Source organism: Caulobacter sp. SSI4214 (genome assembly GCF_012184455.1).
In the GTDB taxonomy this organism is placed as follows: Bacteria; Pseudomonadota; Alphaproteobacteria; order Caulobacterales; family Caulobacteraceae; genus Caulobacter; species Caulobacter vibrioides_E.
Genome location: NZ_SZWJ01000018.1, coordinates 35,175 through 59,476, shown reverse-complemented (window position 1 = coordinate 59,476; position 24,302 = coordinate 35,175). Strand labels below are relative to the sequence as shown.

At 68.9% G+C, this 24,302-nt stretch carries 23 protein-coding genes; 7 read left to right on the top strand and 16 right to left on the bottom strand.

Annotation, left to right across the window (positions count from 1 at the left end):
- Nucleotides 1-4 precede the first annotated feature (4 nt).
- The 6 genes from FCU40_RS07845 to FCU40_RS07820 form a co-directional block, all read right to left on the bottom strand.
- Entirely contained in the window at nt 5-979 is a 975-nt protein-coding gene (locus tag FCU40_RS07845) for a flippase-like domain-containing protein (RefSeq protein WP_168074151.1), read from the bottom strand.
- Complete coding sequence (locus tag FCU40_RS07840) at nt 976-2,178, bottom strand: glycosyltransferase family 1 protein (protein WP_168074149.1); 1,203 nt, start codon at nt 2,176-2,178, stop codon at nt 976-978. Before FCU40_RS07840 ends, FCU40_RS07845 begins: the two co-directional genes overlap by 4 nt.
- Before the next feature lie 166 nt (nt 2,179-2,344).
- A complete protein-coding gene (locus FCU40_RS07835; protein WP_168074147.1) occupies nt 2,345-3,208 on the bottom strand; it encodes a nucleotidyltransferase family protein in 864 nt (287 codons plus the stop codon).
- Nucleotides 3,112-4,266 (bottom strand): ceramide synthase, encoded by a 1,155-nt coding sequence (gene bcerS / locus FCU40_RS07830; protein WP_168074145.1) that lies wholly within the window; start codon nt 4,264-4,266, stop codon nt 3,112-3,114. Before bcerS ends, FCU40_RS07835 begins: the two co-directional genes overlap by 97 nt.
- Nucleotides 4,266-5,330: an LptF/LptG family permease gene (locus FCU40_RS07825; protein WP_168074143.1), complete on the bottom strand. Its 1,065-nt coding sequence runs from the start codon at nt 5,328-5,330 to the stop codon at nt 4,266-4,268. The genes bcerS and FCU40_RS07825 overlap by 1 nt, the downstream gene beginning before the upstream one ends.
- Nucleotides 5,327-6,529 (bottom strand): LptF/LptG family permease, encoded by a 1,203-nt coding sequence (locus FCU40_RS07820; RefSeq protein ID WP_168074173.1) that lies wholly within the window; start codon nt 6,527-6,529, stop codon nt 5,327-5,329. The genes FCU40_RS07825 and FCU40_RS07820 overlap by 4 nt, the downstream gene beginning before the upstream one ends.
- Before the next feature lie 352 nt (nt 6,530-6,881).
- Between FCU40_RS07820 and FCU40_RS07815 the strand changes: the two genes are divergently transcribed.
- Nucleotides 6,882-7,385 (top strand): DUF2141 domain-containing protein, encoded by a 504-nt coding sequence (locus FCU40_RS07815; protein WP_035017279.1) that lies wholly within the window; start codon nt 6,882-6,884, stop codon nt 7,383-7,385.
- Here the strand turns inward: FCU40_RS07815 and FCU40_RS07810 are convergent.
- The gene (locus FCU40_RS07810) at nt 7,373-8,281 is read right to left on the bottom strand and encodes a metallophosphoesterase (RefSeq protein WP_168074140.1); all 909 of its coding nucleotides are present in this window, start codon (nt 8,279-8,281) and stop codon (nt 7,373-7,375) included. The two genes, FCU40_RS07815 and FCU40_RS07810, sit on opposite strands and share 13 nt — an antisense overlap.
- Before the next feature lie 178 nt (nt 8,282-8,459).
- Here FCU40_RS07810 and FCU40_RS07805 point away from each other — a divergent pair, with 178 nt between their 5' ends.
- Nucleotides 8,460-9,374: a diacylglycerol kinase family protein gene (locus FCU40_RS07805; protein ID WP_168074138.1), complete on the top strand. Its 915-nt coding sequence runs from the start codon at nt 8,460-8,462 to the stop codon at nt 9,372-9,374.
- A complete protein-coding gene (locus FCU40_RS07800) occupies nt 9,371-10,246 on the top strand; it encodes a hypothetical protein (protein ID WP_168074136.1) in 876 nt (291 codons plus the stop codon). Before FCU40_RS07805 ends, FCU40_RS07800 begins: the two co-directional genes overlap by 4 nt.
- 59 nt (nt 10,247-10,305) lie before the next feature.
- Here the strand turns inward: FCU40_RS07800 and spt are convergent, their stop codons facing one another.
- From spt to FCU40_RS07765, 7 genes are all read right to left on the bottom strand, one after another.
- Nucleotides 10,306-11,520: a serine palmitoyltransferase gene (gene spt / locus FCU40_RS07795; protein ID WP_004619758.1), complete on the bottom strand. Its 1,215-nt coding sequence runs from the start codon at nt 11,518-11,520 to the stop codon at nt 10,306-10,308.
- A gap of 3 nt (nt 11,521-11,523) precedes the next feature.
- Complete coding sequence (locus FCU40_RS07790) at nt 11,524-11,775, bottom strand: acyl carrier protein (RefSeq protein WP_004619755.1); 252 nt, start codon at nt 11,773-11,775, stop codon at nt 11,524-11,526.
- Nucleotides 11,776-11,853: 78 nt separating this feature from the next.
- Complete coding sequence (gene cerR / locus FCU40_RS07785; RefSeq protein ID WP_004619754.1) at nt 11,854-12,792, bottom strand: ceramide reductase; 939 nt, start codon at nt 12,790-12,792, stop codon at nt 11,854-11,856.
- 1 nt (nt 12,793) lies between these two features.
- Complete coding sequence (locus tag FCU40_RS07780; RefSeq protein ID WP_168074135.1) at nt 12,794-14,512, bottom strand: fatty acyl-AMP ligase; 1,719 nt, start codon at nt 14,510-14,512, stop codon at nt 12,794-12,796.
- Nucleotides 14,513-14,517: 5 nt separating this feature from the next.
- On the bottom strand, nt 14,518-15,858 hold the full coding sequence (locus FCU40_RS07775; RefSeq protein WP_168074133.1) for a lipopolysaccharide biosynthesis protein: 1,341 nt from the start codon (nt 15,856-15,858) through the stop codon (nt 14,518-14,520).
- 102 nt (nt 15,859-15,960) lie between these two features.
- Nucleotides 15,961-16,593, bottom strand: a complete 633-nt coding sequence (gene lptC, locus FCU40_RS07770) for an LPS export ABC transporter periplasmic protein LptC (RefSeq protein ID WP_004619748.1) — start codon at nt 16,591-16,593, stop codon at nt 15,961-15,963.
- Nucleotides 16,594-16,666: 73 nt separating this feature from the next.
- Nucleotides 16,667-17,977 carry a DsbA family protein gene (locus tag FCU40_RS07765; protein ID WP_168074171.1) on the bottom strand — a complete coding sequence of 437 codons (1,311 nt, stop codon included), beginning with the start codon at nt 17,975-17,977 and terminating at the stop codon, nt 16,667-16,669.
- Between the two features lie 113 nt (nt 17,978-18,090).
- Between FCU40_RS07765 and FCU40_RS07760 the strand changes: the two genes are divergently transcribed.
- The gene (locus FCU40_RS07760) at nt 18,091-19,743 is read left to right on the top strand and encodes a sulfatase-like hydrolase/transferase (protein WP_168074131.1); all 1,653 of its coding nucleotides are present in this window, start codon (nt 18,091-18,093) and stop codon (nt 19,741-19,743) included.
- Nucleotides 19,731-20,744 (top strand): formylglycine-generating enzyme family protein, encoded by a 1,014-nt coding sequence (locus FCU40_RS07755; RefSeq protein ID WP_168074129.1) that lies wholly within the window; start codon nt 19,731-19,733, stop codon nt 20,742-20,744. The genes FCU40_RS07760 and FCU40_RS07755 overlap by 13 nt, the downstream gene beginning before the upstream one ends.
- A gap of 155 nt (nt 20,745-20,899) precedes the next feature.
- Here FCU40_RS07755 and FCU40_RS07750 read toward each other — a convergent pair whose 3' ends face one another.
- On the bottom strand, nt 20,900-21,316 hold the full coding sequence (locus FCU40_RS07750; protein WP_004619740.1) for a DUF1330 domain-containing protein: 417 nt from the start codon (nt 21,314-21,316) through the stop codon (nt 20,900-20,902).
- Nucleotides 21,313-22,233: a haloalkane dehalogenase gene (locus FCU40_RS07745; protein ID WP_168074127.1), complete on the bottom strand. Its 921-nt coding sequence runs from the start codon at nt 22,231-22,233 to the stop codon at nt 21,313-21,315. The genes FCU40_RS07750 and FCU40_RS07745 overlap by 4 nt, the downstream gene beginning before the upstream one ends.
- A gap of 86 nt (nt 22,234-22,319) precedes the next feature.
- On the opposite strand from FCU40_RS07745, the gene FCU40_RS07740 reads away from it, so the two are divergent.
- Nucleotides 22,320-23,417 carry an MBL fold metallo-hydrolase gene (locus tag FCU40_RS07740; RefSeq protein WP_168074125.1) on the top strand — a complete coding sequence of 366 codons (1,098 nt, stop codon included), beginning with the start codon at nt 22,320-22,322 and terminating at the stop codon, nt 23,415-23,417.
- 58 nt (nt 23,418-23,475) lie between these two features.
- Complete coding sequence (locus FCU40_RS07735; protein ID WP_168074123.1) at nt 23,476-24,105, top strand: TetR/AcrR family transcriptional regulator; 630 nt, start codon at nt 23,476-23,478, stop codon at nt 24,103-24,105.
- The last annotated feature ends 197 nt before the right edge of the window (nt 24,106-24,302 follow it).

The following is a 24,302-nucleotide window of genomic DNA, read 5'->3' as shown; positions in this document are numbered from 1 at the left end:
GCGCTCAAGCGGCGGGTTTGGTCGTCCGCCAGAGCACCAGGCCGACGCCGCCCAGCGTCAGCTCGCGCAGTCGGCGCAGCAGGGAGAGGGCCATGGCCTGGTCCGGCGCGAGGCCCAAGGCGCCGCCCAGCAGCAGATAGCCGCCCTCCTGAACGCCCAGGGCGCCGGGAATGGCGAAGCCGACGACCTTGGCCGCCTGGGCCAGGCCTTCCACGATCAAGGCTTGGGTCAGCGAGGGGGCCAGACCCAGCGCCCACATCGAGACATAGGTCTCCAGAGCTCCCGCGCCCCAGGCGGCCAGGTGCCAGGCCCAGGAAGCGACGATCTGTCGGCGCTGCCGGCCGATGGCTCGGAAGGCCTCGCCCAGTTCCCCGATCCGTTCGGCCATGGCGGTCCAACGCCGGGAAAACTGACCCAGGCGTCGATGGAGACCGGCCCTATGGGCGGCGAAGAGGGTCAGGCCCAGCGCGGCGACGATGGCGATCACGGCCAGCCCCGCCTGGGCCAGGCGCGAGTCATGCAACACGAGCATGGCCACGATCAGGCTGGTCAGGATGAACAACGCCAGGCCCACCGTGCTGGCCAGCACGTCCACCACGGCCGCCGCCGCGGACTCCGCCCCCGTCAGGCCATTTCGCGCCGCCAGCCTCGCGCGAACGACGTCACCGCCGACCTGGGCGACGGGAAGCAGGGCGTTGACCGCCTCCTTGATCAAGCGCAGGCGGAACAGGAAGCTCAGGGAGGGGCGGCGTCCTGGCGGCAGCAGCACCGCCCATCCGACCGTGGCCAGCAGGGTGACGGGCAGGTGCGCGGCGACCACCAGCACAGCCCGCCAGCCGACCTGAAGAACGATCTCGCGCACCGCGCCCACGCCGTGGGTCGCCAGCAGGACCGCCAGCAGGGCGACCCCGATGGTCAGCAGCCAGCCGCGCCAGGGCGTCGGCTTGGCGACGTCTTGCCCCGCCTGTTCGATCGTCATGCGGCCGTGCGCGCGCGTCGATCGGAAACCGCGCCAAGCTCGCGATAGACATCCAGCACGCTGCCGCTGATCTCGCGCCAGTCGTAGCGCGCGCTGGAATTGCGCGCCGCTCGGCCCAGCCGCAGGCGACGCATCGGCTCGTCGATCAGGCCTTGCAGGGCGGCCGCGTAGGCGCTGGCGTTGGGCTGATCGACCAGCACGCCGTCCTGGCCGTCGGTGATCAGGGCGCTGGTCGAGGGCGCGCGCGGACAAAGCACGGCCAGGCCGGCGGCCATGCCCTCGAGGCTTGCGTTGCCGAAGGCCTCGGTCAGGCTGGGATTGAACAGGACGTCGGCGCTGGAGACCGCGCGGCCCAAGGCCTCGCCGTCCAGATGGCCGGTATAGACCGCGTCCGGCAGCCGCGATCGCAGAAACTCGCGGGCCGGGCCGTCGCCAATGATCAGAGGTCGGATGGGTTGGTCGCGCATCAGGTTCAGGGTTTCGGCCAGGACGTCCAGGCCCTTTTCCATGACGAGGCGGCCGAGGAAGGCGACCGCGACCTGGCTGTCGCCGATGCCCATCGCCCGACGCCAGGCTGTGTCTCGTCCCGCCGGCGAAAACCGCTGGCGATCGACGCCGCGTCCCCAGACACGGACCCGGTGGCCCATGCCGCGCTCGCCTAGCAGCTCGGCCAGCGGCGCGTTGGGCGCCAGCACGCGGTCACAGGCGCGATAGAAGCCGTCCAGATAGCGTTCGGCGCTGGGGCGCAGCCAGTCGAGACCGTAATAGGAAAGATAGGTCTCGAACCGCGTATGCAGGCTGGCCACCACGGGCAGGCCGCGCCGCCGGCCCCAGCGACCGGCCTGGACGCCCAGCAGGTCGGGGGCCGAAAGGTGGATCAGGGTTGGCTTGAAGCGCTTGAGGTCGTCGCGCAGCGCCGGGGTCAGGCCCAGCGCCAGACGGTACTCCCCGCGGCCGGGCACGCCGATCGAGGGCGCCGAGACGAGGTCTCCGATCGGCTCGAACGCCGGCGTCCGGGTGGTCGGAGAATAGACGCGCACCTGGGCTCCGGCCTCGATCATGAAGCCGGCCAAACGGTTCAAGGCCTGATTGCAGCCATCACGCGTGTAGTTGTAATTGCCGGAAAACAGCGCCAGGCGCAGGCCCTCGGCGGGGCGTTGTTCCGTGGGGTGACGGATCGATCTCTCGGCGAGTTGCACGACGCCTCCGTAAGAACTGGTCTCGAGGCCCCCGCCCAAACCCTGAAAGTGACAATGGCCATATGGTGGAATGGTTCAGTTTCCGGAAGAGGTCGACCTTAACCCGAGCTAACGGTCCACAGATTATAGCATCCCGCACGTGGCCGGCGCGAGGCGGGACGGTTCGTCAGGCCTCTTCGACCAACTGGCGGACCAAGTCGAGATCGGCGGGCTTGTCGACGTCGATGGCCGCCCGACCGTCGCGAGCGCGAACCGCCGCCGCCTGGACGCCGGCCAGCCTGCCCAGGCGCGCCACGGCCTGGTCCAGCGTCAGCAGGCCCAGCAGGTAGCGCGCCAGAAAGCCAGGCCCCAGCATGGCGGCGATCTTCCAGGGCTGCTTGCGCAGCGCCTCGACCTTTCGCCACAGCTGGACCACGCCCATGGCGGCCTCGTCGCGCAGCAGGAAGAGGTTGCAGCCCGAATAGCGGCCGTCGCGGAACTTCAGATAGGTCCGCTGGGTCCCGGGCGCGGCGTCGCGGACGCGATCTTCGGGCGCCAGCAGCACGGCGGCGTTGGCGAAGTCGGGGGTGTCGGCCAGGAACTGGCGGATCCAGTCCGATCGGAGCAGGGCGTGGTCGACGGTCGTCACCAGCAGCGGAAAGCCCAGCTGGCCGGCGGCGTCCTGGACGCTCTGGCTAGGCCCGGCGGCGGTCGGCAGGAGCCTGACGTCCGTCCCGGCCAGGGCCGCCCGGATGGCTTCGTCATTCGCCGACACGCCGATGCACGCCGCGCCCGCGCCGCGCGCGGCGTCCAGGACACGCGCCAGGAGCGTGCGGCCCTCCAGCATGATCAGGCCCTTGTGGGCGACGGCGGCGTAGGCGGCGACGGGATCAACCTCGCCGCCGCGCGACCCCGCCAGGATCAGGACGTTGAACGGGCGCTCAACGCCTTGCCTCACAACGCCTTCTCGTAGACGCGATAGGTCTTGTACTTCACCCCGCCCACGGCCTCGGCGATGCGGGTCATCGGGGTGTTGTCCTCGAGCACCCACGAAATCTCGAACCTGTTGTAACCCAGGCCCACCGCCGCGTCGCGACCGGCCTTCATCATCCAGAACGGCAACATGCGGCCCCGCTGGCTGGTGGCGAACTTGCGTTTGACGCCCATCAGCGGGATGCGGGCCGACTTCACGCGCTTGACCTTCAGCCGCCACAGAAGCTTGGCCCATCCAAACGGCAGCAGCTTGCCGTCGAGGTCGGCGATGGCCTCATTGACGTTGGGCAGGAAGACCAGGAAGCCGGCCGGTTCGCCATCGATCTCGGCGAACCAGGTCAGCCGCTTGTCGATCACCTGCTTCAGCGCCTTGGCCAGCTGGCGGGTCTCGGCCTCGGTTGTCGGGGTGAAGCCCCAGTTATCCTTCCAGGCGTCGTTGAGGATGTCGGTCAGGGTTTCGACTTCCTCGTCATAGCGGCTCATGTCCAGCTGGCGCAGCACCACGCCTTTCGGCAGGCCGCGTTCGACCCGACGTTGGGCGATGGGCGGGATGTCGCCGTTCTCGTCGGCGATATAGGCGAAGACATCCTTGGCCTTGACGTAGCCCTGCTCCTCGACGCGGCCGCCGACATAGGGTTGGTCGTGACCCATCATCACCATGGGCGGGGTGTCGAACCCCTCGACCAGCAGGCCGACCTCTTCGTTGATCGAAAGGTTGAACGGGCCCAGGGCGTGGGTGCGGCCTCGCGCGCGCAGCCAATCCTCGGCGGCGCGGAACAGCGCCTGGAACACGGCCGGGTCGTCCTCGGCCGCGATCATGCCGAAGTGGCCGTCCAGGCGGCCCGGCGCGGGCTGCGGGGTCAGCTGGTCGATCTGCGCGCTGATCCGCCCAACGTCCCGTCCGCCCCGCGTGGCCAGGAACATCTGGACCTCGGCGTGGTCGAAGAACGGGTTGGTCTTGGGTGACAGGGCCTCCGTCCGCTCCATGATCAGCGGGGTGATCCAGTTGCGGTCCTTGGCGCTCAGCCGCGCGGGCAGCGCGATGAAGCGCTTCAGTTCATCGGGCGTACCGACCGGAACGATGGTCAGGTCGGCGTTCGCGGAGTCGAAAGGCATCACCCCTCCAGGGCCAAGAAGGTGCGGACGGCGAGGGCGCCGAAGATCGCGGGAGCGGCCCAGACGGCCAGGAACGGGGACAGGGCGCCGGACTCGCCAAGCGCGGTCAACATGCCGTTGGCCACCAGGAACAGCAGGCCAGCCGCCAGACCGCCCGTCAGCAGGATCGCGCCTTGACCGCTTCGGAAATTGGCCAGGGCCACGGGCGCGGACAGCAGCAGCATGACCAGGGCCACGAAGGGGTTGGCGAAGGCCGCCTGCAGGTGCGTGGCGTAGAAGCTTTCCGGCCGATCCGAGCCGCCGTTCTCAAGCGCCCGGCGGGCGGAGGCGGCGGTGGGCAGGGCGTCGCCGCCGAACAGGCCCTGAACATCCTGAGGGTTCAGCCGGTTTTGCCACCGCGCCGAGTCGGCCGTCGAAGTCTGGGCGATCTCGCCGGTGAAGCGGGTCGTCTTGGGCTGCCGCAACATCCAGCCGCCCCCGGGCTGGTATTGGGCGCTCGGGGCCTCCAGTTTCTCGGTCAGCAGACCCTTGGCGTCGCGACGATAGATGGTGATCTGGCTGAGCTCGCGGCCGTCGGCCGAGGCCTGCGCCGCCGTGACGAGGTCGCCGCCGGCGCGGAAGGTGCGCGGGGCGGGTGTTTTGCGTTCGGCGACCGGGGTGGTGTTCTTCCACCAGTCCGCCAGGGCCGGATCGGCGCGCGGGGCCAGGACCTGGGCGCACAGCACGTCCAGCAACATGACCGCCACGGCGGCGGGCACGGCCATGCCGACGATGCGATAGCCCGAGATGCCGCTGGCGCGCATGGCGACGATGGCGCTTTCGCGGGCCAGGCCGGAGAAGGCGAACAGGCCGCCGGCCAGCACGCTGATCGGCGCCACCTGTTCGAACAGGCGCGGCAGCCGCAGAGCGGCGTAGTAGGCCACGCCCGCGACGCCGAGCCCGCGATCGAGGATGTCGGACGTGACGTCCAGAAGATCCAGGATCTGCAGGATGGACATCAGGATCAGCGCCGCGGCGAAAATCTGGATGGCGACGGTCCGCAGGACATAGAGCTGCAGCTTCATGCGGCCTTCCGCTTCTTAGGCTGGGGCAGGGCGCGGACCACGCGCGCGACCAGATTGTTGATGCGCCGGACCAGACGCGAGACCGGGGTGTCGCCGGGGCGCGTGCGGCTGCCGACAAAGAGCCAGACCCCCAGGCCCGCGAAGATCGCGAACGGGATCCAGATGGCGGGGAAGGGCGCCAGCTTGCCCGATTTGGCCAGGCCCTGGCCCAAGAGCAGGGCGTGCTGGAAAGCCAGAAGCAGCAGGCCCGCCATGATCAGGCCCGGCGCGCGATTGCCGCGCTTGGCCGCCAGGCCCAGCGGGAACGCCAGCAGGGGCAGGAAGGGCAGGAACGCCGCCCGGGCCAGGCGCCCGTAATATTCTCCCATCAGCGTGCCCTTTGAGACGACGGGATGGGCCGACCTGGCCTGCTGGGAAAGCTCGCCCATGGTCAGTTCGCGTTCGTCGCCGCCCCGATCGCGCAGCAGGGCCGCGGCGGCCGCCAACGGAGTCTGGGTCGTCAGGCTGGTGAAGGCCAGGTTCCGGTAGGCGCCGTTGACGTCGATGCCGATGCGGCGGCCGTTTCTCAGGTCCATGGTCACGGTCTTGCCTGAAGGATCCATCTTCAGGTCGGCGGTGGCGGCCGTGATGATTTCCTCGTGGCCGCGCGGGTCCAGACGGCGGATGAACACGTGGGTCAGCCGCTGACCGCTCATGTCTGCGCTGTCGGCGGTCATCAGCGAGCCCTTGTCGTCGATGAAGGCGCCGCCGGCCAGGCGCCCGTTCCAGCCGGCGTTGACGGCCGCGTGCATCACGGCCCGGAAGGTGTAGCGGCTGTAGGGCTGCAGGTAGCCGAACACGACGAAGCTGAAGATGCTGAGCGCGACGCCCACGGCCAGAAAGGGCGCGGCGATCCGCTCCAGCGACTGGCCGCTGGCCAGCAGGGCGTCGATCTCCGAGCCGTCGGACAGGCGCGCGATGACGATGAACAGCGCCACGAAGAAGGCCACGGGCAAGGCCAGGCCCAGATAGTGCGGCGTCAGATTGGCGGCCAGTTGGGTCACATAGCCGAAGCGGGCGCTGCTTTGGGACAGCTCGTCCAGGAGCCGCAAGATCCGTTCAAGCAAGAGGGCGACGACGGTGACGCCCAGGCAGCCCAATAGCGGCCATATCAAGAGGCGCAGCAGATAGCGGTCCAGAAGACGGAGACCGAACGACATCTCGGCCGCGCCAGACCTCGCGGCGCTCATGCCGGGCTCCCGATCGGGGAGGCGAAACGGCCATGGTCGCTCCTCCGGCGCGAAAGCGCGTGGCAAAGAGCGTCGTCATCGACCATCATGGACGTCAAGGCGGCGAGACTCATGTTCTGGAGGGCCTGAGCGGCTTCCTGGCACATCGAGACCAAACGCCCAAACATCGGTTGCGCTAGACGAGCGAAAATCGGCTTGCCATGGGTGTCCGCGATCTCGAAACGGGGACGGCCGGACGCCGGTGCGGTGGGATTGGTCATGAGTAAGCCGGAACCGAGGGCCTATGTCGCCCGTGCGTAACAATAGGGACCTGGCGTTTTACATGGAAGCACGATCCGTTCTCGTGGGCGCGATGATCCTGGCGTGGGCGGCGGTTGGGCCGGCGAGGTCGGAGGGCGTCGCTCCGGCGCCGATTACCGTGGCGGACAAGGATTGCGTGGGACGCAAGACCGGAACGCGTCTCGTCGTCCAGGTCGGGGCGCTCCGCTCCGACGCTGGCCAGGTCGTGGTCACGATCTTTCCGTCGAATCCCGACCGGTTCCTGGCCCCTCGCGGCAAGGTGGCGCGGCTGCGCGTGCGAACCGCGGCTCCGATGACCCAAGCCTGCTTCAACCTGCCGGGTCCCGATGTCTACGCGGTGTTCGCCTATCACGACGCCAACAATAACAAGGACTTCGATCGAGGGGCTCAGGGCGTTCCGGTCGAAGGCTATGGGTTCTCGAACGACGCGGTGACCAAGTTCGCGGTCCCCTCGTTCGACGCGGCCCGTTTCACCGTGAAGCCTGGCGACAACGTCATCAGGATCAAGATGCGCTATCCGCGCTGATCCACGTCCGAAAGGCGATAGCGGCCCAGTTCCGCGACGCCGGCGGCGCCCGGCCGAAGTCCGCGGACCACGATCCTGGCCTGGAACCCGCCGCCCGGGCGGCGCTCGATCTCGATCGCGTGCCAGCGCGCCGGCGAATGGCCGCTCGCGGGGGCCGAGGCCGAGGGCGCGCCCAGCACCGGGATCGCCGTTCCCCCGGGCCCAGGGACCGAGCCGACCAGCGCTTCGTGCGCGTGGCCGTGCAGGACGAGGTGGACGCCGCGCCGGCTCAGCACCGCGCGCAGGGCTTCCTGGTCGTCCAACGCCTTGCGCCGCGAAACGGCGCCTCGGGTCGGCGGATGATGCAGAACCACGATCCGGAAGAGGTCAGCGTGGGCCGGATCCGCCAAGGCCGCGTCAAGGCGCGCGAGCTGATCCTCGCCCAGGCGGCCCGTGGCCAGGTGCGGCGCGGTTGGCGTGGCCGAGCAAAGGTTGAACAGCGCGACCGGGCCTCTGACCCGAATCCGTGGGAAGGCGGCCTCGCCCGTATCGCCCAGCCAGGGCGTCCAGGTCGCGAAGCGTTCGGGGCCGCCCGGCCCCGCGAGAGCGTCGTGATTACCGGGGCTGACCGTGAAGTCGGCCGGTGAGCCCAGCGCGCTTAGCCACTCGCGAGCGGCCTCGATCTCCGTGTACGAAGCAAAGTTGGTGAGATCGCCACTGATCACCACATGGTCGGGAGCGGCGGCCTTGAGGTCGGCGACCAGGGCTTCCAGGATTTCGGGCCGGTGAACCTTGCGCTTACGGCGCCAGGCGATGCGGCTGATCAGACGTTTTGTGAAAATGTCTCTCCAGCCGAAAGCGCCAGGCGGCGGCGGCAGGTGAGGGTCGGACAGGTGGGCGATGCGGTATGTGGTCAAGACTATGCGGGTCGTTCTGGTCGAAGTGCGCGAAGCTGCTTATCAATCGCCGCGAGATTCAAGGGGTTTGTCTGTCTTTGCGTAGCGACGTGCAAATTGGATGGCGATCGCGGCCACGCGCTTCAAGTGCTGGAGCCTCGGCCGAGGGCACCGGCTTCGCGCAGTCCTGGCTGTCGCCATGACGCGCGTCGGGGTCGTTCGCAATCCGAGGAGCCATGGCAATCGGGTTCATCCCCCGGGGCTGCCCCCCGATGGCGTGCGCCTGGTGGAGCCGCGTGGGCGTGACGCCCTGAGGGGCGCCTTGGACGATTTCGCGCGCGACGGCCTGGATCTCTTGGTCATCGACGGCGGGGATGGCACGGTTCGCGACGTGATCAGCCTGCTTCCCCATACGTTCGGCGAGACCCTGCCGCTGCTGGCCGTACTGCCGTCGGGCAAGACCAATGTCCTGGCCATCGATCTGGGCACGCCTCAGGATTGGGGGCTGGATGAAGCCCTGGCCGCCGCGCGGCGAGCCGATCCGCGGGTCAAGTCGCGTCCGCCGCTGCGGGTCAGCTGGTCCGATGGCCGGCCATGCCTGCAAGGTTTCTTCTTTGGCGTCGGCGCGGTGGTGAAGGCCACCAGCCTGGCGCAAAAGGCGCACAAGGTCGGTTTCTTCCACAACATGGCCGTGGGCGTGACCATCCTGTCCGCGGCCGCGGGGGCGGTGTTCGGAGGCGCGCGGCACGAGTGGCGCGAGGGCGTGCCGGCCAGGCTGTCCCTGGATGGCGAGGCTCAGCCAGACGGTGAGCGTTTCGCCGTGGTGGCCACGGCGCTAAAGCGCCTGCCGTTCGGCCTCAAGCCCTTTGGCGCTCCGCGCGAGGGCCTTAAGGTTCTCGATGTCGACGCGCCGCCCCGGCGGCTGCTCAAAGCCTTGCCCTTGGTTCTGAGCGGCAAGGCCGAGCCGGAGCTGGAAGGCATGGGCTATCGCCGCCGTGATCCATCACTGGTCAGCCTGGGCGGCGGCGCGCCTTTCGTGCTGGACGGCGAAGTGTTCGAGGGCGGCGATCTGACGATCGGTCTGGGGCCCTCGCTGAGGTTCCTGGTCGGATGAGCCGCTTGCGTGACCTCGTCGCGGCGGAGCTCGCCACGCCGACGCCGGCGCCGATCGCCGCGTTCGCGCGAGAGCTGGCGGCGCGCTTTCCCGGCGCGCGGGCGGTCCTGTTCTATGGCTCGATCCTGCGCACGGGCGATCTTTCCGGCGTCCTGGACTACTACGTGCTGACCGCGCGGCCGCCGGAGGGCTGGCGCGGCGTCTTCTCGCGCATCCTGTGGCCCGACGTCAGCTATCACGAGATCGAGCACGCCGGCGCGACCCTGAGGGCGAAGGTCGCCTCCATGACCGTGGCGCAGTTCCAGGCCGCCGCCGCGGGCGCGCGGCTGGACACGACCATCTGGGCGCGCTTCGTCCAGCCCAGCGCCCTGGTCTGGGCCGCCGACGGCGCCCGGGACGCGGTAATCGACGCGGTCGCGGACGCGTGCCGCACGGCCGCCGGCTTCGCCCAGGCCCTCGGACCGGTCGGCGCGGTGCCGGGCGCGCTGTGGACGGCGCTGTTTCACGAGACCTATCAGGCCGAGTTGCGCGTCGAGAAGTCGGGTCGCGAGGTGTCGATCCTGGCCTTCGATCCCCCGCGCTATGAGCGCGTCATGGACGCCGCTCTGGCCGATCAGGGCGCGCCAATGAGCGAGGGCGAACGCGCGGCCCGGCGGAAGGCCTGGCGGACGCGCAAACGGATGGGCAAGCCTTTGAACGTGGCGCGGCTGATGAAAGCCGCCTTCACCTTCCAGGGCGCGTCCCGCTACGCCGCCTGGAAGATCCAGCGGCACACCGGCGTCGCGATCGAGATCACCCCCTGGCGCGAGCGCCATCCGATCCTGGCCGCGCCGCGCGTGCTGCTGAAGGTCTGGAACAGCCGCCGAGGCTGACAAGCAAAAAACGCCCGGGCGTGAGCCCGGGCGTTTGCGTTTCAACGGACCAAGCGTCCTTAGGCGCGGGCGCGCTTCAGAGGCTCGATGACGCCCAGGGCCGCGCCGATCTCGGCGAAGGTCTTCAGGACCGCGTCGATCTGCTCGTCGGTATGCGCGGCGCTGACGCTGGCGCGCAGCAACGGACGGCTGTCCGGCGTGGCGGGCGGCAGGGCCAGGTTCAGATAGACGCCCGCGTGCAGCAGGGCGTTCCACATGGCGATGGCGCGTTCCTGGTCCGGCATGGTCGTGGCGACGACCGGGCTGGCCGTGGGACCGGTATGGAAGCCCATGGCGGTCAGGCCGTCATAGAGGCGCTTGGCGTTGCGGTTCAGCCGGTCGCGCAGCTCGGGCTGCTCGACCATGCGGCGCAGGGCGGTGACGGTCGAGGCGACCACGGCCGGCGGCAGCGACGCGGTGAACATATACGGGCGGCAGACGACGCGCATGACGTCGAAGTCGTCCATGTCCGAGACGCAGAAGCCGCCGATGGCGCCCAGGCTCTTGGAGAAGGTGCCGACGATGAAGTCGACGTCCTCTTCCACGCCGGCCGCTTCGGCCAGGCCGCGGCCCGTGGCGCCCAGAACGCCCATCGAGTGGGCCTCGTCGACCAGCAGGTAGCCGCCCAGCTCGCGCTTCACGGCGGCGATTTCCTTCAGCGGCGCGACGTCGCCGATCATCGAATAGACGCCTTCGACCACGATCAGGCGTTCGCCGGGCGCGTCGCCCAGGCGGCGCAGGCGCTTGGCCAGATCCTCGGGGTCGTTGTGGCGGAAGCGGATGACCTCGGCGTGGCCGAGCCGCGAGCCGTCGTAGATCGAGGCGTGGCTGTCGGCGTCGAGGATCAGGTGGTCGCCGCGACCCACCAGGGTCGACAGCACGCCGAGATTGGCCTGGTAGCCGGTCGTGAAGACCATGGCGTGCTTACGGCCATAGAACTTGGCCAGTTCCTGCTCGAGCTCGACGTGCGCCTCGAAGGAACCGTTGGCGATACGCGAGCCGGTCGTGCCGGTGCCGCGCTCCTGGACGGCCTTGACCGAAGCGGCGATCGCCTCTTCGTCGAAGGTCAGGCCCAGATAGTTGTTGGTGCCGAGCAGGATCGTCGGGCGACCCTCGACGACGCCCTCGGTCGGCGAGATCACGGCGTCGAAGCGAACCTTGAAAGGATCGGCGCCCGCTTGCTGGATGGCCTTGTACGCATCGCGATAGGCCAGGTGCTTATCGAATAGCCCCATTAGTTAAGCCCTAGTCCGGAGATCGTTGATCAGTTTGGAAAGGTCGCCCGCGGTCTCGACAGAGGCCAAGCGGTCAAGCGGAATGGAGATGTCGAAGGTGTCTTCGAGCTCCATGATGATGTTCATGAGGGCAAGAGAGTCCACGGCGAGGTCACGGCCGATGTGCGACTCGGCGCGCACCTCGACAGGCCGGCCCAGAACCTTGGCCGCCGCCACCCCGATCTCGCGCAAGCTGAGATCCGTTACCGTTTCCATTCTAAATCAAACCTCCGGGAGCCCCACCCGTGACACTAACTGTAACGGCGAGTCTGTCAGTTTTCCGCCATATTCGAACTAGGCGCCGATATTTTCGGACAACCAGCCTTCCGCCCGGTACCACCCGACGGTGTGAGCGAACCCGTCGACCAGCCCGAAAACGCTGGGTACTCCCTCCGATATCGGAGCGCTAGATAGGGACCAATCGGCGTGAAGCAACTCCCGAGCCTTGCCGGACCCGAAAACAGTCGGGCTTCCAGAGGCCAAGGACCAAGCATCCGCTAGGGTTCCCATCAATATCAAAGCCTTGTCTGGCACTCTTACCAAGCGGGGCTTTGCGCCTATCGCGGTCGCGGCGCCAGTCATAATTTCTGTCCAAGTGTAACCGTCGCGCCGCACATCCGAGACCTCGACCACGCCGACAACCGGGTCGCGACAGAAAGCGACGAGCTTGGCCGCGGCGTCCTGGACGTGAATCAGCGCCACCCGCGTGGCCGGCGAGAGCACGGGCAAGACCGGACTCCTGGCCGCCAGATCGAACAGCGGCAGCGTCGCCGTGTCACCTGGTCCATAGATCGCGGGGGGGCGAACGATCAGGGCGTCGGGCAGGACCTCGCGCACTGCGTCCTCGCCGGCGCGCTTGCTGGCGGCGTAACGCGACAGGCCCGGCTCGCGCGCCGCTAGGCTCGAAACCAGGATGAAGCGGGCCCCGGCCGCCTTGGCGGCGAGGGCGGCGGCCCGGGCGCCGTCGCGGTTGACCCGGTTGAAACCCTCCAGCGAGGCGGCCTTGATCAGGCCCGCCACATGGATCACCACGGTCGCGTCCTTGCACAGCCGCTCCAGCGCGCCCGGAGTCGAAAGGTCGCCGGTCACCAGTTCGAACTCGACGTCCCGCCAAAGCGGATGGACGGGATCGCGGCGCGCCAGGATTCGGGGCGTCCAGCCGGCCTCGGCCAGGGCGCGGACCAGGTGGCGCCCCAGGAAACCGGTGGCTCCGGTGACGGCGACGATGCTCATGCTAGTCGCCGTAGGTCCCGGCCAGATAGGCGGCCTTGGCCTTGGAACGGCTCAGCTTGCCCGAGGAGGTCTGGGGCAGGGCGTGGGCGCCGACCAGCTTGACCTTGGCGTCCACGCCATGGCGGGTGCGCAGCAGGGTCGTCACCTGCTCGACCAGGGCCGCGCGGCTTTCCGCGTCGCCGCCGCGCGCCTGCACCAGCACCACGATCTGGTCTTCGGGCTCGGCCGGGATGGAGAAGGCGCAGACGTCGCCGCTGCGAAGCGTCTCGATCTCGTTATCGGCCGTCCACTCCAGGTCCTGCGGCCAGATGTTGCGGCCGTTCAGAATGATCAGGTCCTTGGCGCGGCCGGTGATGACGATCTCGCCCTCGATCTTGAAGCCGAGATCGCCGGTGTCCAGCCAGCCGTCGGCCGAGAGCACGCGAGCGGTTTCCTCCGGATTGGCGAAATAGCCGCTCATCACCGAGGGGCCCTTGGCGAAGATCCGGCCGACGCCGCGCTCGGGCAGGACCTGGCCGTCCTCGCCGCGCACCTCCAGGAAGTGGTCGGGCAGGGCGGGGCCGCAGCGGGCGAAGTCGCGGGCGCGTTCGGAGCCTTCCGGCGCGTCGACGGCCAGGGCGTCGCGCTCCAGGCGCTCGACGTCCAGGGTCTCGGCCCGCAGGCCCTTGCCCAGCGGAGCCATCGACAGGGCCAGGGTCGCCTCGGCCATGCCGTAGCTGGCGACGAACGCCTTGTCGGAGAAGCCAGCGGGGGCGAACGCCTCGACGAAGGCCTTCAGCGGCGGCATCCGGATCATGTCGCCGCCCAGGCCAGCCTGACGCCAATGGCGCAGGTCGTAGGCTTCGAGCGACTGGCCCTGGACGCGGCGGGCGCAAAGCTCGTAACCGAAGGTGGGGCTATAGGCGGTGGTGGCCTTGTTTCGCGAGATCAGGTCGATCCACAGCAATGGTCGGCGCACGAACGCCCCGGTCGGCAGCAGGTCGACCGACATCTGGCAGGAAAGGGGGGCCAGCAGGAAGCCGATCAGGCCCATGTCGTGATATAGCGGCAGCCACGAGATGGCGCGGTCGCTGGGCGCGACTTGAAGGCCATCGCGCGTGATCGCCACGCAGTTGGCCATCAGCGCCTTGTGGCGGACCAGCACCCCGGTCGGCGTGCGGGTGCTGCCCGACGAGAATTGCAGGTAGCAAGGATCTTCGGCCGTGATGGCGGGCAGGGCCGCGCCGCCGTCTTCCGGCAGGTCGGCGAGAACGCCCGCGAAGGCGAGGCCGGCGCCCTCGCCGATCTCGGCGACCCACTCCATCAGGCCGACGGGGCCGATCAGGATCTTGGCCTGGGCGGAGGTCGCCAGGGTCTTGATCTGCTCGATATAGGCCGCGCGACCACCCAGCGGGGTCGGCAGGGCCATCGGCGCGGGCAGCAGGCCGGCGTACTGACAGGCGAAGAAGGCGCGGACGAAGTCGCCGTCGGTTTCGGCCAGCAAGGCCACGCTGTCGCCCGGCTGGGCGCCCGTGGCCAGAAGCCGGCGCGCCAGGACCAGGGCGTCCTCGCGCAGCTTGGCGTAGGGCAGCGCCTCGACCAGCTCGCCGCGCAGCGAGTACAGGTTGACGCCGGTTTCGCCCGAGGCGGCGAAGTCGAGCGCTTGCGTCAGCGTCGGGAAGTCGGCGAACCGGACGGTGCGTTCAGACGCCGTGGGGGTTATCATCACTTCGGCCTTCATCGTCTTTAGTCAGCAGCGGCGAGACCTTCGTCCGCCGCGAGTCGGGCGAGCCTGAGCCGCGCCATGAAATACATGCCCAGGCCCAGAGCCAAAGCGGACGCAACCAGAGCGGCGCCCGCGCCCGCCAGGCCGAACGTCCGTATCAGGGGGAACAGGGCGGCGAAATAGGCGATCACGACCACCAGCCGGACAATCAGCGCGGCGCCGGCCGCGCGCATCGACACCAGCATCGGCTCCAGAGGCAGCGTCATGACCCCGATGGCCGCGGCGGCGACCTGCCAGTTCATCACGCCGGCGGCCGCGCCGAAGGCCTGGCCCATCACGGTTTCCAGGATCCAGCGGCCGGCGAGCAGGCTGACCATAAGCAGTACGCCGGCGGCCGCGCCGCCGATCAGGGCGATCTGAATGGCGAGCCTGGTCATGGCCCGCTGGCCGCCCGCGGCGCGCAGCTTGGCTAGCTCCGGGTAGAGCGCCGGGACCATCAACCGCGCGGGCTTGGCCATGCCGTCGGCCACCTGCTTGCCGATCCGCCAATAGGCCGCCTGGACCGGACCCAGGATGGCGCCGACGGCCATGGTCAGCACGTGGGTGAAGCCCACCTCCAGCGTGCCGGAAAAGTTTGTCGACAGGGCGAAGCGCCAGACGCCGGGCAGACCCCGACTGGTCGGTCCCCATGGTCGAAAGCCGCTCAGGAGGCCGCGCGCGCGGAGGTCTCGAACGGCGACGGCGGCGATGTAGAAGAACGAGGCGAACGCGCCCGCCGCCCAGGCCAGCAGGAAATACTGGATCGGCGCGTGGGCCAGCGCGCAGATCGCGCAGCCGATCATCCGCACGAACGAGCTGACCGCCTGCTCGGCGGCCAAGTAACGGAAACGGTCGAACAGCCGCAGCAGGCCAACGCCGGTCGCGGGAGTCATGACCCCGATCGACAGGGCGTAGAGCGCGCCATAGCCGCTCATGCCGGGCGGCCAGCGCAGCGCCTCCCAGAACAGCCACGCGCCCAGGACGCCCAGGGCGACGCCGACGACGCTGCTGATCAGGTCCAGCAGCAGGGACAGGCGCAGCACCTGCTGGAATCTGGGCAGATCCTTATCGGCCAGCGGCTTGGTCCCGTAGGCGATCACCGTCTGCCAGGACTCGAAATGCGCCACGTCCCCCAGGAACTGGGCGAAGGCGTTGATGATCACCAGCACGCCCATCGTTTCCTTGCCCAGGCTACGGGCGGTCAGGGCGATATAGGCCAGGCCGACGACGGCGTTCACCGCGCGGCCGCTCAGCAGCTGTCCGGCGTTGGCCAGGACGCGCCGGATCGGCGTTTGAGGCGCGGTAGGCGCGACGGCCGTCATGCCGTCGGCGCCAGGCGCGCGAAGCCGGCCGCCGTCAGGCCCGATCGGACCCGAGAGCGTGACGGAAGGTCGGCGAGGCGGACGTGTTTGGCGGCGGCCACGTCAGCGCTGGCGCTCCAGCCGAGTGTGGACGCGGCCCTTCAGCACGACGCGGTCGCCCTTGTCGGTGACGTTATAGCTGTTGGCGCGCGTGCTGCCCTTCGGGCCCCCGCCCGCGATGCCCGACTGTCCGCTGACCTCGCCGGTGCGCGTGTCGATCAGCGCCTGGGGGGCGTCGAACACATAGCCTTCCGCGCTGGTGATTCTCACCGCATCGGACAGCAGCAGGGTATGGGCGTCCTCGCGATAGGCGCCGGACTTGGCGGTCGCCTGACTGGCTTCGGGCGAGCCGTATCCCCGGATCAAGACCGGAGACACCAGGTGCACCAGGTTTTCGTCCTTGGCGTCGCGCTCGGCGCTGTCGGCGGTGATCAGGAAGGCTCGACCGTCCTTCAGCGTGCCGGAAAAGCGGGGCTTGCCCAGCTGCAGGGCGGGGCCGGTGGCCTGGGTGTCGGTCTTCTGCGCGACGAAGCCGCGCCAGGACGCCTGGCCCACGACCGCGACGCCCACGGCGATCGCGAAGAGCGCCAGGCCCAGGCGCAGGCGACGGACGGGCGTCCGCCGGTGATTGCGGGCCCGTTCAGCGGCGCTGGCGGAGGCTGGGAGGGCCGCGGTGCTGTCGGTCTGGGTGAGCATCGGCGAATGGATAGTCCCACGTTGTCATTCGCCCAAGCGCTTTTGAGCGGCAACCGCTCATCACGGCCTTGCGTCAGCCCCCGGGGGCTTCGGCCGGGGGCGAGGATTTCGCGGCCCGCAGGTCGTCTTCCAGCATCCAGAGACGGTCCTGACCCCAGTAGGCTGGGCCGCCGGCGATCCGGAAGCTCGGCGCGCCCCAGAGGCCGGCGTCGAGGAGCGCGGCGCGATTGACCTCGGCGCGCTGGCGCCAGCTTTCGTCGGCCAGGGCGGCGGCGGTTTGCGCGTCGGTCAGACCGGCGGCGCGGGCCACGCCGTAGAGGCCCTTGTCCTCGGCCAGGGCGATCCCGTCCGCGAAAGCGGCCTTCAGGCCCAGTTCGGAGAAGGTTTCGCCCACGCCCAGATCGATCGCGTGGTGCAGCACCGCCAGCGCTCGCGCGGCGCCCGCGCCGACCGGATCGACGATCTTGCCGAACGGCAGGCCCAGACGCTCGGCTTCTCGCTTGCAGTCGAGGGTGATGTAGAGCGTCTTGATGCGCGGCACGGCCAAGCCGCGCATGACCATCGGCAGGATGGGGCGCAGCTCCAGCTTCGCCCCCCAGGCCTGGGCCAGGGTTCGCGCGCGCGGGAGGGCCAGCCAGGAATAGGGGCTGCGGAACGAGAACCAGAGCTCGACGGTCGGCGCTGGGCCTTCGCGCGGCCCCTCCAGGCGCGGCTCGAAGGCGGGGGCGATGGCGGGGCGGCCCGGTTCCCGGTCGAGGCCGCGGTTCGCCAGGCGGGATTCCAGATGGCCCAGGCGATCGACGCCCCAGAACCATTCGCCCTCGAAATGGAACATGCCGCCCAGATAGTGGCCCAGGCGCTGGCGCTCCTGTTCGCCTCGCTTCAGGAGGTCATCGAGCGAGGCCGTGCTCTGGTCCTTTAGAGGGCCCGCGAGACGGTTCAGAGGCTCCTGATCACCGGCCCACATCGCGGTTCCGGCGGCGAGAGCCGCCTCGTCGAAGCGATCTTGGCGCAGCGCCTCGGCTAGCACGGCTTGCAGCTGGCGGACGGTGTCGGGGGCGGGCAGGGCGGCGTCGGACGGGAAGTCCAGGCCCCGGGCGCGCGCCAGCCGCCGGGCGTCCCGCAGGCCGTAGGCGCGCAGCCTGGCCCGGTCCGGCACCGCCGAGTCCTCGGGCGGCGGAACCAAGCTCACCTCGATCCGCGCGGCGTAGCGCGCGCGAAGCCGGGGCAGGACCTGGACCGCCAGATGGGAATAGGGATCGTCGGCCTGATGGAAATAGCGGATCGTCGGGGGCTCGCCGCGAAGACGGGCGCGCAGGGCGGCGAGGTCGCGGGCCATGCGTCGGCGAGCCGGGCTGGTCAGGGCGGCGGTCGCGCTTCGCATGAGGACGGTGCGCAGGGACACGATATGTTGCCTCCGAAATGTCGTGCGGATGACATCTAGCGGCACGATGAATGTCAATATATGCTTCGCGTCGACAACGAGGGGAGGCCCCGATGAAGGGTTGGAAAATAGCCTTGGCGGCGGTCGCCGTTCTGGTCGCGGCGGGCGCCGCCCTTTGGCACTTCCGCTTTGACCTGATCATTCTGGCCGCGCGGGCCAAGCAGCCGAAGATCGAGGCTTACCACCCGGTGACCTGGGCGCAGGGGCCCAGCGAGGCGCCGACGGGCGAACGGCCGCCGAACGTCGTGTTCATCCTGGCCGACGACCTCGGCTACAATGACATCACCCTGAATGGCGGGGGCGTCGCCAATGGCGCCGTGCCCACGCCCAATATCGATTCCATTGCCCATGACGGGGTGACCTTCGCCAACGGCTATGCGGGCAACGCCACCTGCGCGCCGTCGCGGGCGGCGATCATGACCGGCCGTTACGCCACCCGGTTCGGCTTCGAGTTCACCCCCACGCCGGTGGCCTTCTCCCGCGTCGTCGGCGGTCACGCGGGCGATCCGCTGCATCCCTCGCGCTTCAACGCCGCAGAGGTGAAGAACGCGCCCCGGGACGACAGCAGCGAGGCCGTGCCCTCGACCGAGATCACCATCGCCGAGGCGCTGAAGCCGCGCGGCTATCACACCATTCACCTGGGCAAGTGGCACCTGGGCGGGGTCAAGGGCTCGCGGCCCGAGGATCAGGGCTTCGACGAGAGCCTGGGCTTCATGGCGGGCGCCTCGCTGTTCGCTCCGGCCGGCGATCCCTCGGTCGAGGAGTCGCGTCAGGACTTCGATCCGATCGACAAGTTCCTGTGGGGCGCGCTGCCCTACGCGGTGCAGTACAACGGCTCCAAGCTGTTCCACCCGAACGCCTACATGACCGACTACCTGACGGATCAGGCGATCACGGCGATCGACAAGAACAAGAACCGGCCGTTCTTCATGTATCTGGCCTACAACGCGGTGCACACGCCGCTGCAGGCCCCCAAGGCCGACTACGACGCCCTGCCGCGGATCAAGGATCACCGGCTGCGGGTCTATGGCGCCATGGTCCGCAACCTCGACCGTAATATTGGCCGCGTGCTTCAGACCCTGAAGGACAAGGGCCTCGACAAGAACACCCTGGTGATCTTCACCTCCGACAACGGCGGGGCCAACTACATCGGGCTGCCGGACATCAACAAACCCTATCGCGGCTGGAAGGCGACCTTCTTCGAAGGCGGCATCCACGTGCCGTTCCTGCTGCGCTGGCCGGGGCAACTGCCGGCGGGCGGGATCTATCGCAGCCCGGTCGGTCACGTGGACATCTTCGCCACCGCCGCCGGGGCGGCCGGCGCCCCCGTACCCAAGGATCGGGTCATCGACGGCGTCGACCTCGTCCCGTTCGTGAAGGGGCAGACGACCGGAGACCCGCACAAGGCCATGTACTGGCGCTCGGGCCGCTACGAGGTCGTGCTGTCGGGCGGCTGGAAACTTCAGGTCGCCCAGGAGCCAAACAGGGTCTGGCTGTACGATCTGTCGGCGGACCCCACGGAGCGCCACGATCTCTCCAAGTCCAACCCCGAAAAGGTGCGCGAGCTGAAGGCCACGCTGGCGCAGTTGGACAGTCAGATGGCCAAGCCCTCCTGGCCCTCGCTGCTCTCGGGCGCGATCTATATCGACCATCCGGGCGGCCAGCCGGCCAAGAAGGACGACGAGTACATCTATTGGGACAACTAAGAGCGCTTTTCGTCCTGGCGGCTCTGGCGCTGGCGAGCTGCGGCAAGCCAACGCCCAAGGCCTGCCTGAAGGAGGTTCCGGTCCCGGACCCGGCCCACCGCACGGCGGGCATGGTCCGCCTGCCGGGCGGAACCTTCGCCATGGGCGCGGCCCCGCTGCGGGCCGAGGAGGGACCTCCGGAGACCGTCAAGGTCGCGCCGTTCTGGATCGATCGGACCGAAGTCACCAACGCCGCCTTCGCGCGGTTCGTCGCCGCCACGGGATACCGCACCGTGGCCGAACGGCCGCTCGACCCCGCGCGCTACGCCCGCGTGCCGGCGGCCCAGAGGGGCCCGGCCTCGCTGGTCTTCGTGGGGGCGAAGGCGGCGAGGTCGGACGACCCTTCCCAGTGGTGGCGGGTGATCCCGGGCGCCGACTGGCGTCATCCCGACGGGCCGCGCTCCAGCATTCGCGGGCGCGAGGCCTGGCCGGTGGTCCACATCGCCTGGGAAGACGCCATGGCCTACGCCAAGTGGCTGGGCCGCGATCTGCCGACCGAAGCGGAGTGGGAATACGCCGCGCGGGGCGGCCTCGTCGGCAAGCGCTATACGTGGGGCGACCAGCCCCAGACGCCGGACCACCCGCGCGCCAATACCTGGCAGGGCGTGTTCCCCGCCCAGGATCTGGGGACGGACGGCTTCAAGGCCCAGGCCGCGCCCGTCGGCTGTTTTCCGCCCAACGGCTATGGCCTGGTCGACATGGCCGGCAATGTCTGGGAGTGGACCAAGGACTGGTTCCGGCCCGGACTGGCCCCCGCCAGCGTCATCGAAATGGGCGGTCCGCCCGAGATCCGCGCGCTGGACCCGGACGAGCCGAACACGCCCAAGCACGTCATCAAGGGCGGGTCGTTCCTGTGCTCGGATGACTTCTGCTTCCGCTACCGGCCCGCCGCGCGCACGCCGGGGCCGCCCGACGGCGGGGCCTCGCATATTGGTTTCAGGACCGTGCTCCGGGAGGGATGAGGCGCCGCGCTAGGCGCGGTCCTCACCCTCGGAGCGACGCCTTAGAGCCTGTCCGCTTCAAATGGAATCATTTGAAGCGGATAAACAGGCTCTAAATTCAAATATTTAGAGCGCGTTCGAGCGGTTTAACCGCTCACACTTAAACCTAACGCGCTCTAGAAGCCCGGACCCGGCTTCGTGCGGATGTTCAGTTGCCCGGCCAGGCCCGCCTTGCGGTGATGTTCGATGGCGTGCATCTCCGGCGACAAGGCCATCTTCTGGAAGGCGGCCAGCGAGGGGTATTCGGCCAGGGCGACGGCGTCCCATGGCTCCTCGATCTCGCCGATCATCAGACCCGTGACCGCGCCGCTGTAGCGGATCTTGCCGCCTAGGGCCGTGACCAGCTTGGCGACCTCGACCCCATAGCGATTATAGGCCTCGCGCCCCGGCAGATCCGGCTCGGACCCGTCCTCGTACTCGGCCTTCTCCTTGAACTTCAGGAGGTTGACCATGACGAACGGACCATCCTCAGGGGCGCCGAAGAACGACTGGAATTGCTCGGGAGTCGGGAAAACAGCGTTCAGAACGTTCATGCGACGGGCTCCTGGGACGGAAGGGAGGCGACCAAGCCGTCCAGCAGGGCGGCGATCTCGGACGGGCTGTCCTCCTGGATGAAGTGGCCGCCCTTCAGCGTGACGTGCGCGGCGTTTCGCGCGCCGGGCACCCGGCTCTGGAACACCGTCTCGCCGCCGCGCGTGATCGGGTCGGCGTCGCTGAAGGCGGTGACGAACGGCTTTTCGAACCGTTCCAGGACCGCCCAGGCGGCCTTGTTCTCTTCCACCGAGGGATGTTCGGGGGTGATCGGAACCAGGGCGGGGAAGATCCGGGCGCCTTCCTTGTAGGTCTCGTCGGGGAAGGGGGCCTCATACGCGGCGCGTTCGGCGTCCGAGAGCTCGCGCGCCGTGCCGCCGTTGAGGATGAAGCCGATCGGCAGCTCCGGCGTGTTTTGGCTGAAATTCAGCCAGGCCTCGAAGCCTTCGCTCTTGCCCACCCCGATCGGCAGGCCGGTGTTCGAGGCCACGACGGCGGCGAAGCGCTCCGGAAAGGCCGCGACCAGGCGCAGGCCGATCAGTCCGCCCCAGTCCTGGCAGAACAGGACGATGTCCTTGAGATCGTTCTGGACCAGCCAGGCGCTCATCCAGGCCACGTGGCGCTCGAAGGTATAGTCGGCGCGGGCGGCGGGCTTGTCGGAGCGCCCGAAGCCGACCAGGTCCGGGGCGACGGCCCGTCGGCCGCGCGCCGTCAGGTCGGCGATCACCTGACGATACAGATAGGCCCACGACGGCTCGCCATGCATCAGCAGGATCGGCCGCTGATCGCGCGGACCTTCATCGACATGGTGGATCCGAAGCTCGGTTCCGTCCGCGTCGCGCACCTGAGTGTAGCGCGGCGCGTAGGGCCAGCCGGCAAGATTCTCAAACCGCTCGTCCGGCGTGCGCAGCACGTCCATTGCGTTCTCCCGTGGTTCGTTACGACTGTTGATATTGGCATAATGAGTGTCATTATGGGCGCTCTTGGTCAAGACGGGAGGCGGTCGTGCGGAAACTCTGGATCGGATTGGGCGCGGCGGTCGCCGTGGCGCTGCTGGGGCTGGGCGGCGCCTGGCTGTTCCGCGAGCGTCTGGCCGAAGCCACGATGCGTCAGGCCTACAAGCAGATCCTCGCCAGCGACCCGCTGGCCCAGCTGCCGGATGGTCTGCAGGTGGGCCTCTGCGGCTCGGGCGCGCCGATGGCGGACCCGGGACGGGCGGGGCCCTGTGTCGTGGTGCTGGCGGGCAAGGACCTGTTCGTCGTCGACTCCGGGTCCGGCTCGACGCGCAACCTGCTGATCATGAACCTTCCGCCCCCGCGGCTGCAGGCGGCGTTCATCACCCACTACCACTCCGATCACATCGGCGATCTGGGTGAACTGATGCTGCAGCACTGGGCTGGCGGCGCGGCCAAGGCGCCGCTGCCGATCTATGGGCCCCAAGGCCTGGATCAGGTCGTCCAGGGGTTCGAGACCGCCTATACGCTGGATCGCGGCTATCGCATCGCGCACCATGGCGAGAGCGTCGTGCCGCCGTCCGGCTTTGGCGGCGCGCCGCATCCGTTCACGGCCGATCCCAATGGTCCCGACGTTCTGGTGCTGGAGAAGCCGGGGCTGAAGGTCTGGGCCTTCCCCGTCCAGCATCATCCGGTCGAGGGCGCGGTCGGCTATCGCTTCGACTACAAGGGCCGCAGCGTCGTGATCAGCGGCGACACCGGTCCCTCGGAACGTCTTGTTCGCGCGGCCAAGGGCGTCGACCTGCTGGTCCACGAGGGTCTGGCCCCGAACCTGGTGGCCGTCCAGCGGGAGGTGGCGATGGAGGGCGGGCGCTCAAACTACGCCCACATCTTCCATGACATCCTGAGCTATCACACCGCGCCCGAGGTCGCGGCGCGCGAGGCGAAGGAAGCGGGCGCGCGCGAGGTCCTTTTCTACCACATCATCCCGCCGCTGCCGACGCGGGCGCTGGAAGGGCCGTTCCTGGGCCGGTCGCGCGCGATCTTCGGCGGGCCGATCAAGGTGGGCCACGACGGGGACTTCGCCTCGCTGCCGGCGGGGTCGAAGGAGATCCGTTGGTCCAACCGTCTGAACCTCTTCAAGTTCTGATGTAGCCGCGCGGCGGCGCTCGGTCTAAGCACGGACGGAAACAAGGAGAATCCAGGTCGTGAGCTCCGCCGTGCGTTATCTTGGTCCTCCCAGCGAGACCGGCGTCGAGGAGCCCGCCGCCGATGGCCGCCGGCGTCGGTCGCAAGACAGTCGCGCCCGCATCGTGCAGGCCATGCTGGACCTTGTGCGGGAAGGCGATGTCTCGCCGTCGGCGGAGTTGGTCGCGGCCCGCGCCGATGTCGGTCTGCGCACGGTGTTCCGCCACTTCAGCGACCTGGACAGCCTCTATCGCGAGATGTCGGCCGTTATCTCCTCGGAGCTGATGGCCTTGGTCGAGACGCCGTTCAAGGGCGCGACTCCGCGAGAGCGCGTGCTGGAGCTGGTCGAGCGGCGCGGCTGGGCCTACGAGAAGATCGCCGCGTTCAAGCGGGCGTCCGAGGTGCATCGCCACCAGTCGCCGGCCCTTGTCGCCGACAGCGAGCGCATGGTGCGCGTGTCGCGCGACATCCTGCGCGGACAACTGCCGCCCGAGCTGGCCAAGGACAAGGTTCGCTTCGAGGCGATAGATTTGATGCTCAGCTTCGAGGCCTGGAGCCGCTTGCGTCGCGAACAGGCCTTGTCGCCCAAGCGCGCGACCGAGGTGTTGCGGCTCGTGATCTCGGGCCTGCTGGACGAACCAAACGCTTGATTTCGCGAAAATTCGAAGGGGTATGGCGCCGGTCGGGGCTGCTCAATTCCCCGACCGGCAGGCGCGTCGACCCGTAAGGGGCTGGCCGACGTCCTCCGTAAGAGAGACGCCCTCGGAAGCGGGGACCCTCCATGCGCGGCTGAAAAATTGAGGCCAAAATGTGTCGGGCGGTGGCGGCGGATCTTGTCCGCCGACTC

Coding starts and splice junctions, on each gene's coding strand:
- FCU40_RS07845 (WP_168074151.1), bottom strand. CDS start 979: ATGACGATCGAACAGGCGGGGCAAGACGTCGCCAAGCCGACGCCCTGG.
- bcerS (WP_168074145.1), bottom strand. CDS start 4,266: ATGCCTTTCGACTCCGCGAACGCCGACCTGACCATCGTTCCGGTCGGT.
- FCU40_RS07825 (WP_168074143.1), bottom strand. CDS start 5,330: ATGAAGCTGCAGCTCTATGTCCTGCGGACCGTCGCCATCCAGATTTTC.
- FCU40_RS07820 (WP_168074173.1), bottom strand. CDS start 6,529: ATGTCGTTCGGTCTCCGTCTTCTGGACCGCTATCTGCTGCGCCTCTTG.
- FCU40_RS07815 (WP_035017279.1), top strand. CDS start 6,882: ATGGAAGCACGATCCGTTCTCGTGGGCGCGATGATCCTGGCGTGGGCG.
- FCU40_RS07805 (WP_168074138.1), top strand. CDS start 8,460: ATGACGCGCGTCGGGGTCGTTCGCAATCCGAGGAGCCATGGCAATCGG.
- FCU40_RS07800 (WP_168074136.1), top strand. CDS start 9,371: ATGAGCCGCTTGCGTGACCTCGTCGCGGCGGAGCTCGCCACGCCGACG.
- spt (WP_004619758.1), bottom strand. CDS start 11,520: ATGGGGCTATTCGATAAGCACCTGGCCTATCGCGATGCGTACAAGGCC.
- FCU40_RS07790 (WP_004619755.1), bottom strand. CDS start 11,775: ATGGAAACGGTAACGGATCTCAGCTTGCGCGAGATCGGGGTGGCGGCG.
- cerR (WP_004619754.1), bottom strand. CDS start 12,792: ATGAGCATCGTCGCCGTCACCGGAGCCACCGGTTTCCTGGGGCGCCAC.
- FCU40_RS07780 (WP_168074135.1), bottom strand. CDS start 14,512: ATGAAGGCCGAAGTGATGATAACCCCCACGGCGTCTGAACGCACCGTC.
- FCU40_RS07775 (WP_168074133.1), bottom strand. CDS start 15,858: ATGACGGCCGTCGCGCCTACCGCGCCTCAAACGCCGATCCGGCGCGTC.
- lptC (WP_004619748.1), bottom strand. CDS start 16,593: ATGCTCACCCAGACCGACAGCACCGCGGCCCTCCCAGCCTCCGCCAGC.
- FCU40_RS07765 (WP_168074171.1), bottom strand. CDS start 17,977: ATGCGAAGCGCGACCGCCGCCCTGACCAGCCCGGCTCGCCGACGCATG.
- FCU40_RS07760 (WP_168074131.1), top strand. CDS start 18,091: ATGAAGGGTTGGAAAATAGCCTTGGCGGCGGTCGCCGTTCTGGTCGCG.
- FCU40_RS07750 (WP_004619740.1), bottom strand. CDS start 21,316: ATGAACGTTCTGAACGCTGTTTTCCCGACTCCCGAGCAATTCCAGTCG.
- FCU40_RS07745 (WP_168074127.1), bottom strand. CDS start 22,233: ATGGACGTGCTGCGCACGCCGGACGAGCGGTTTGAGAATCTTGCCGGC.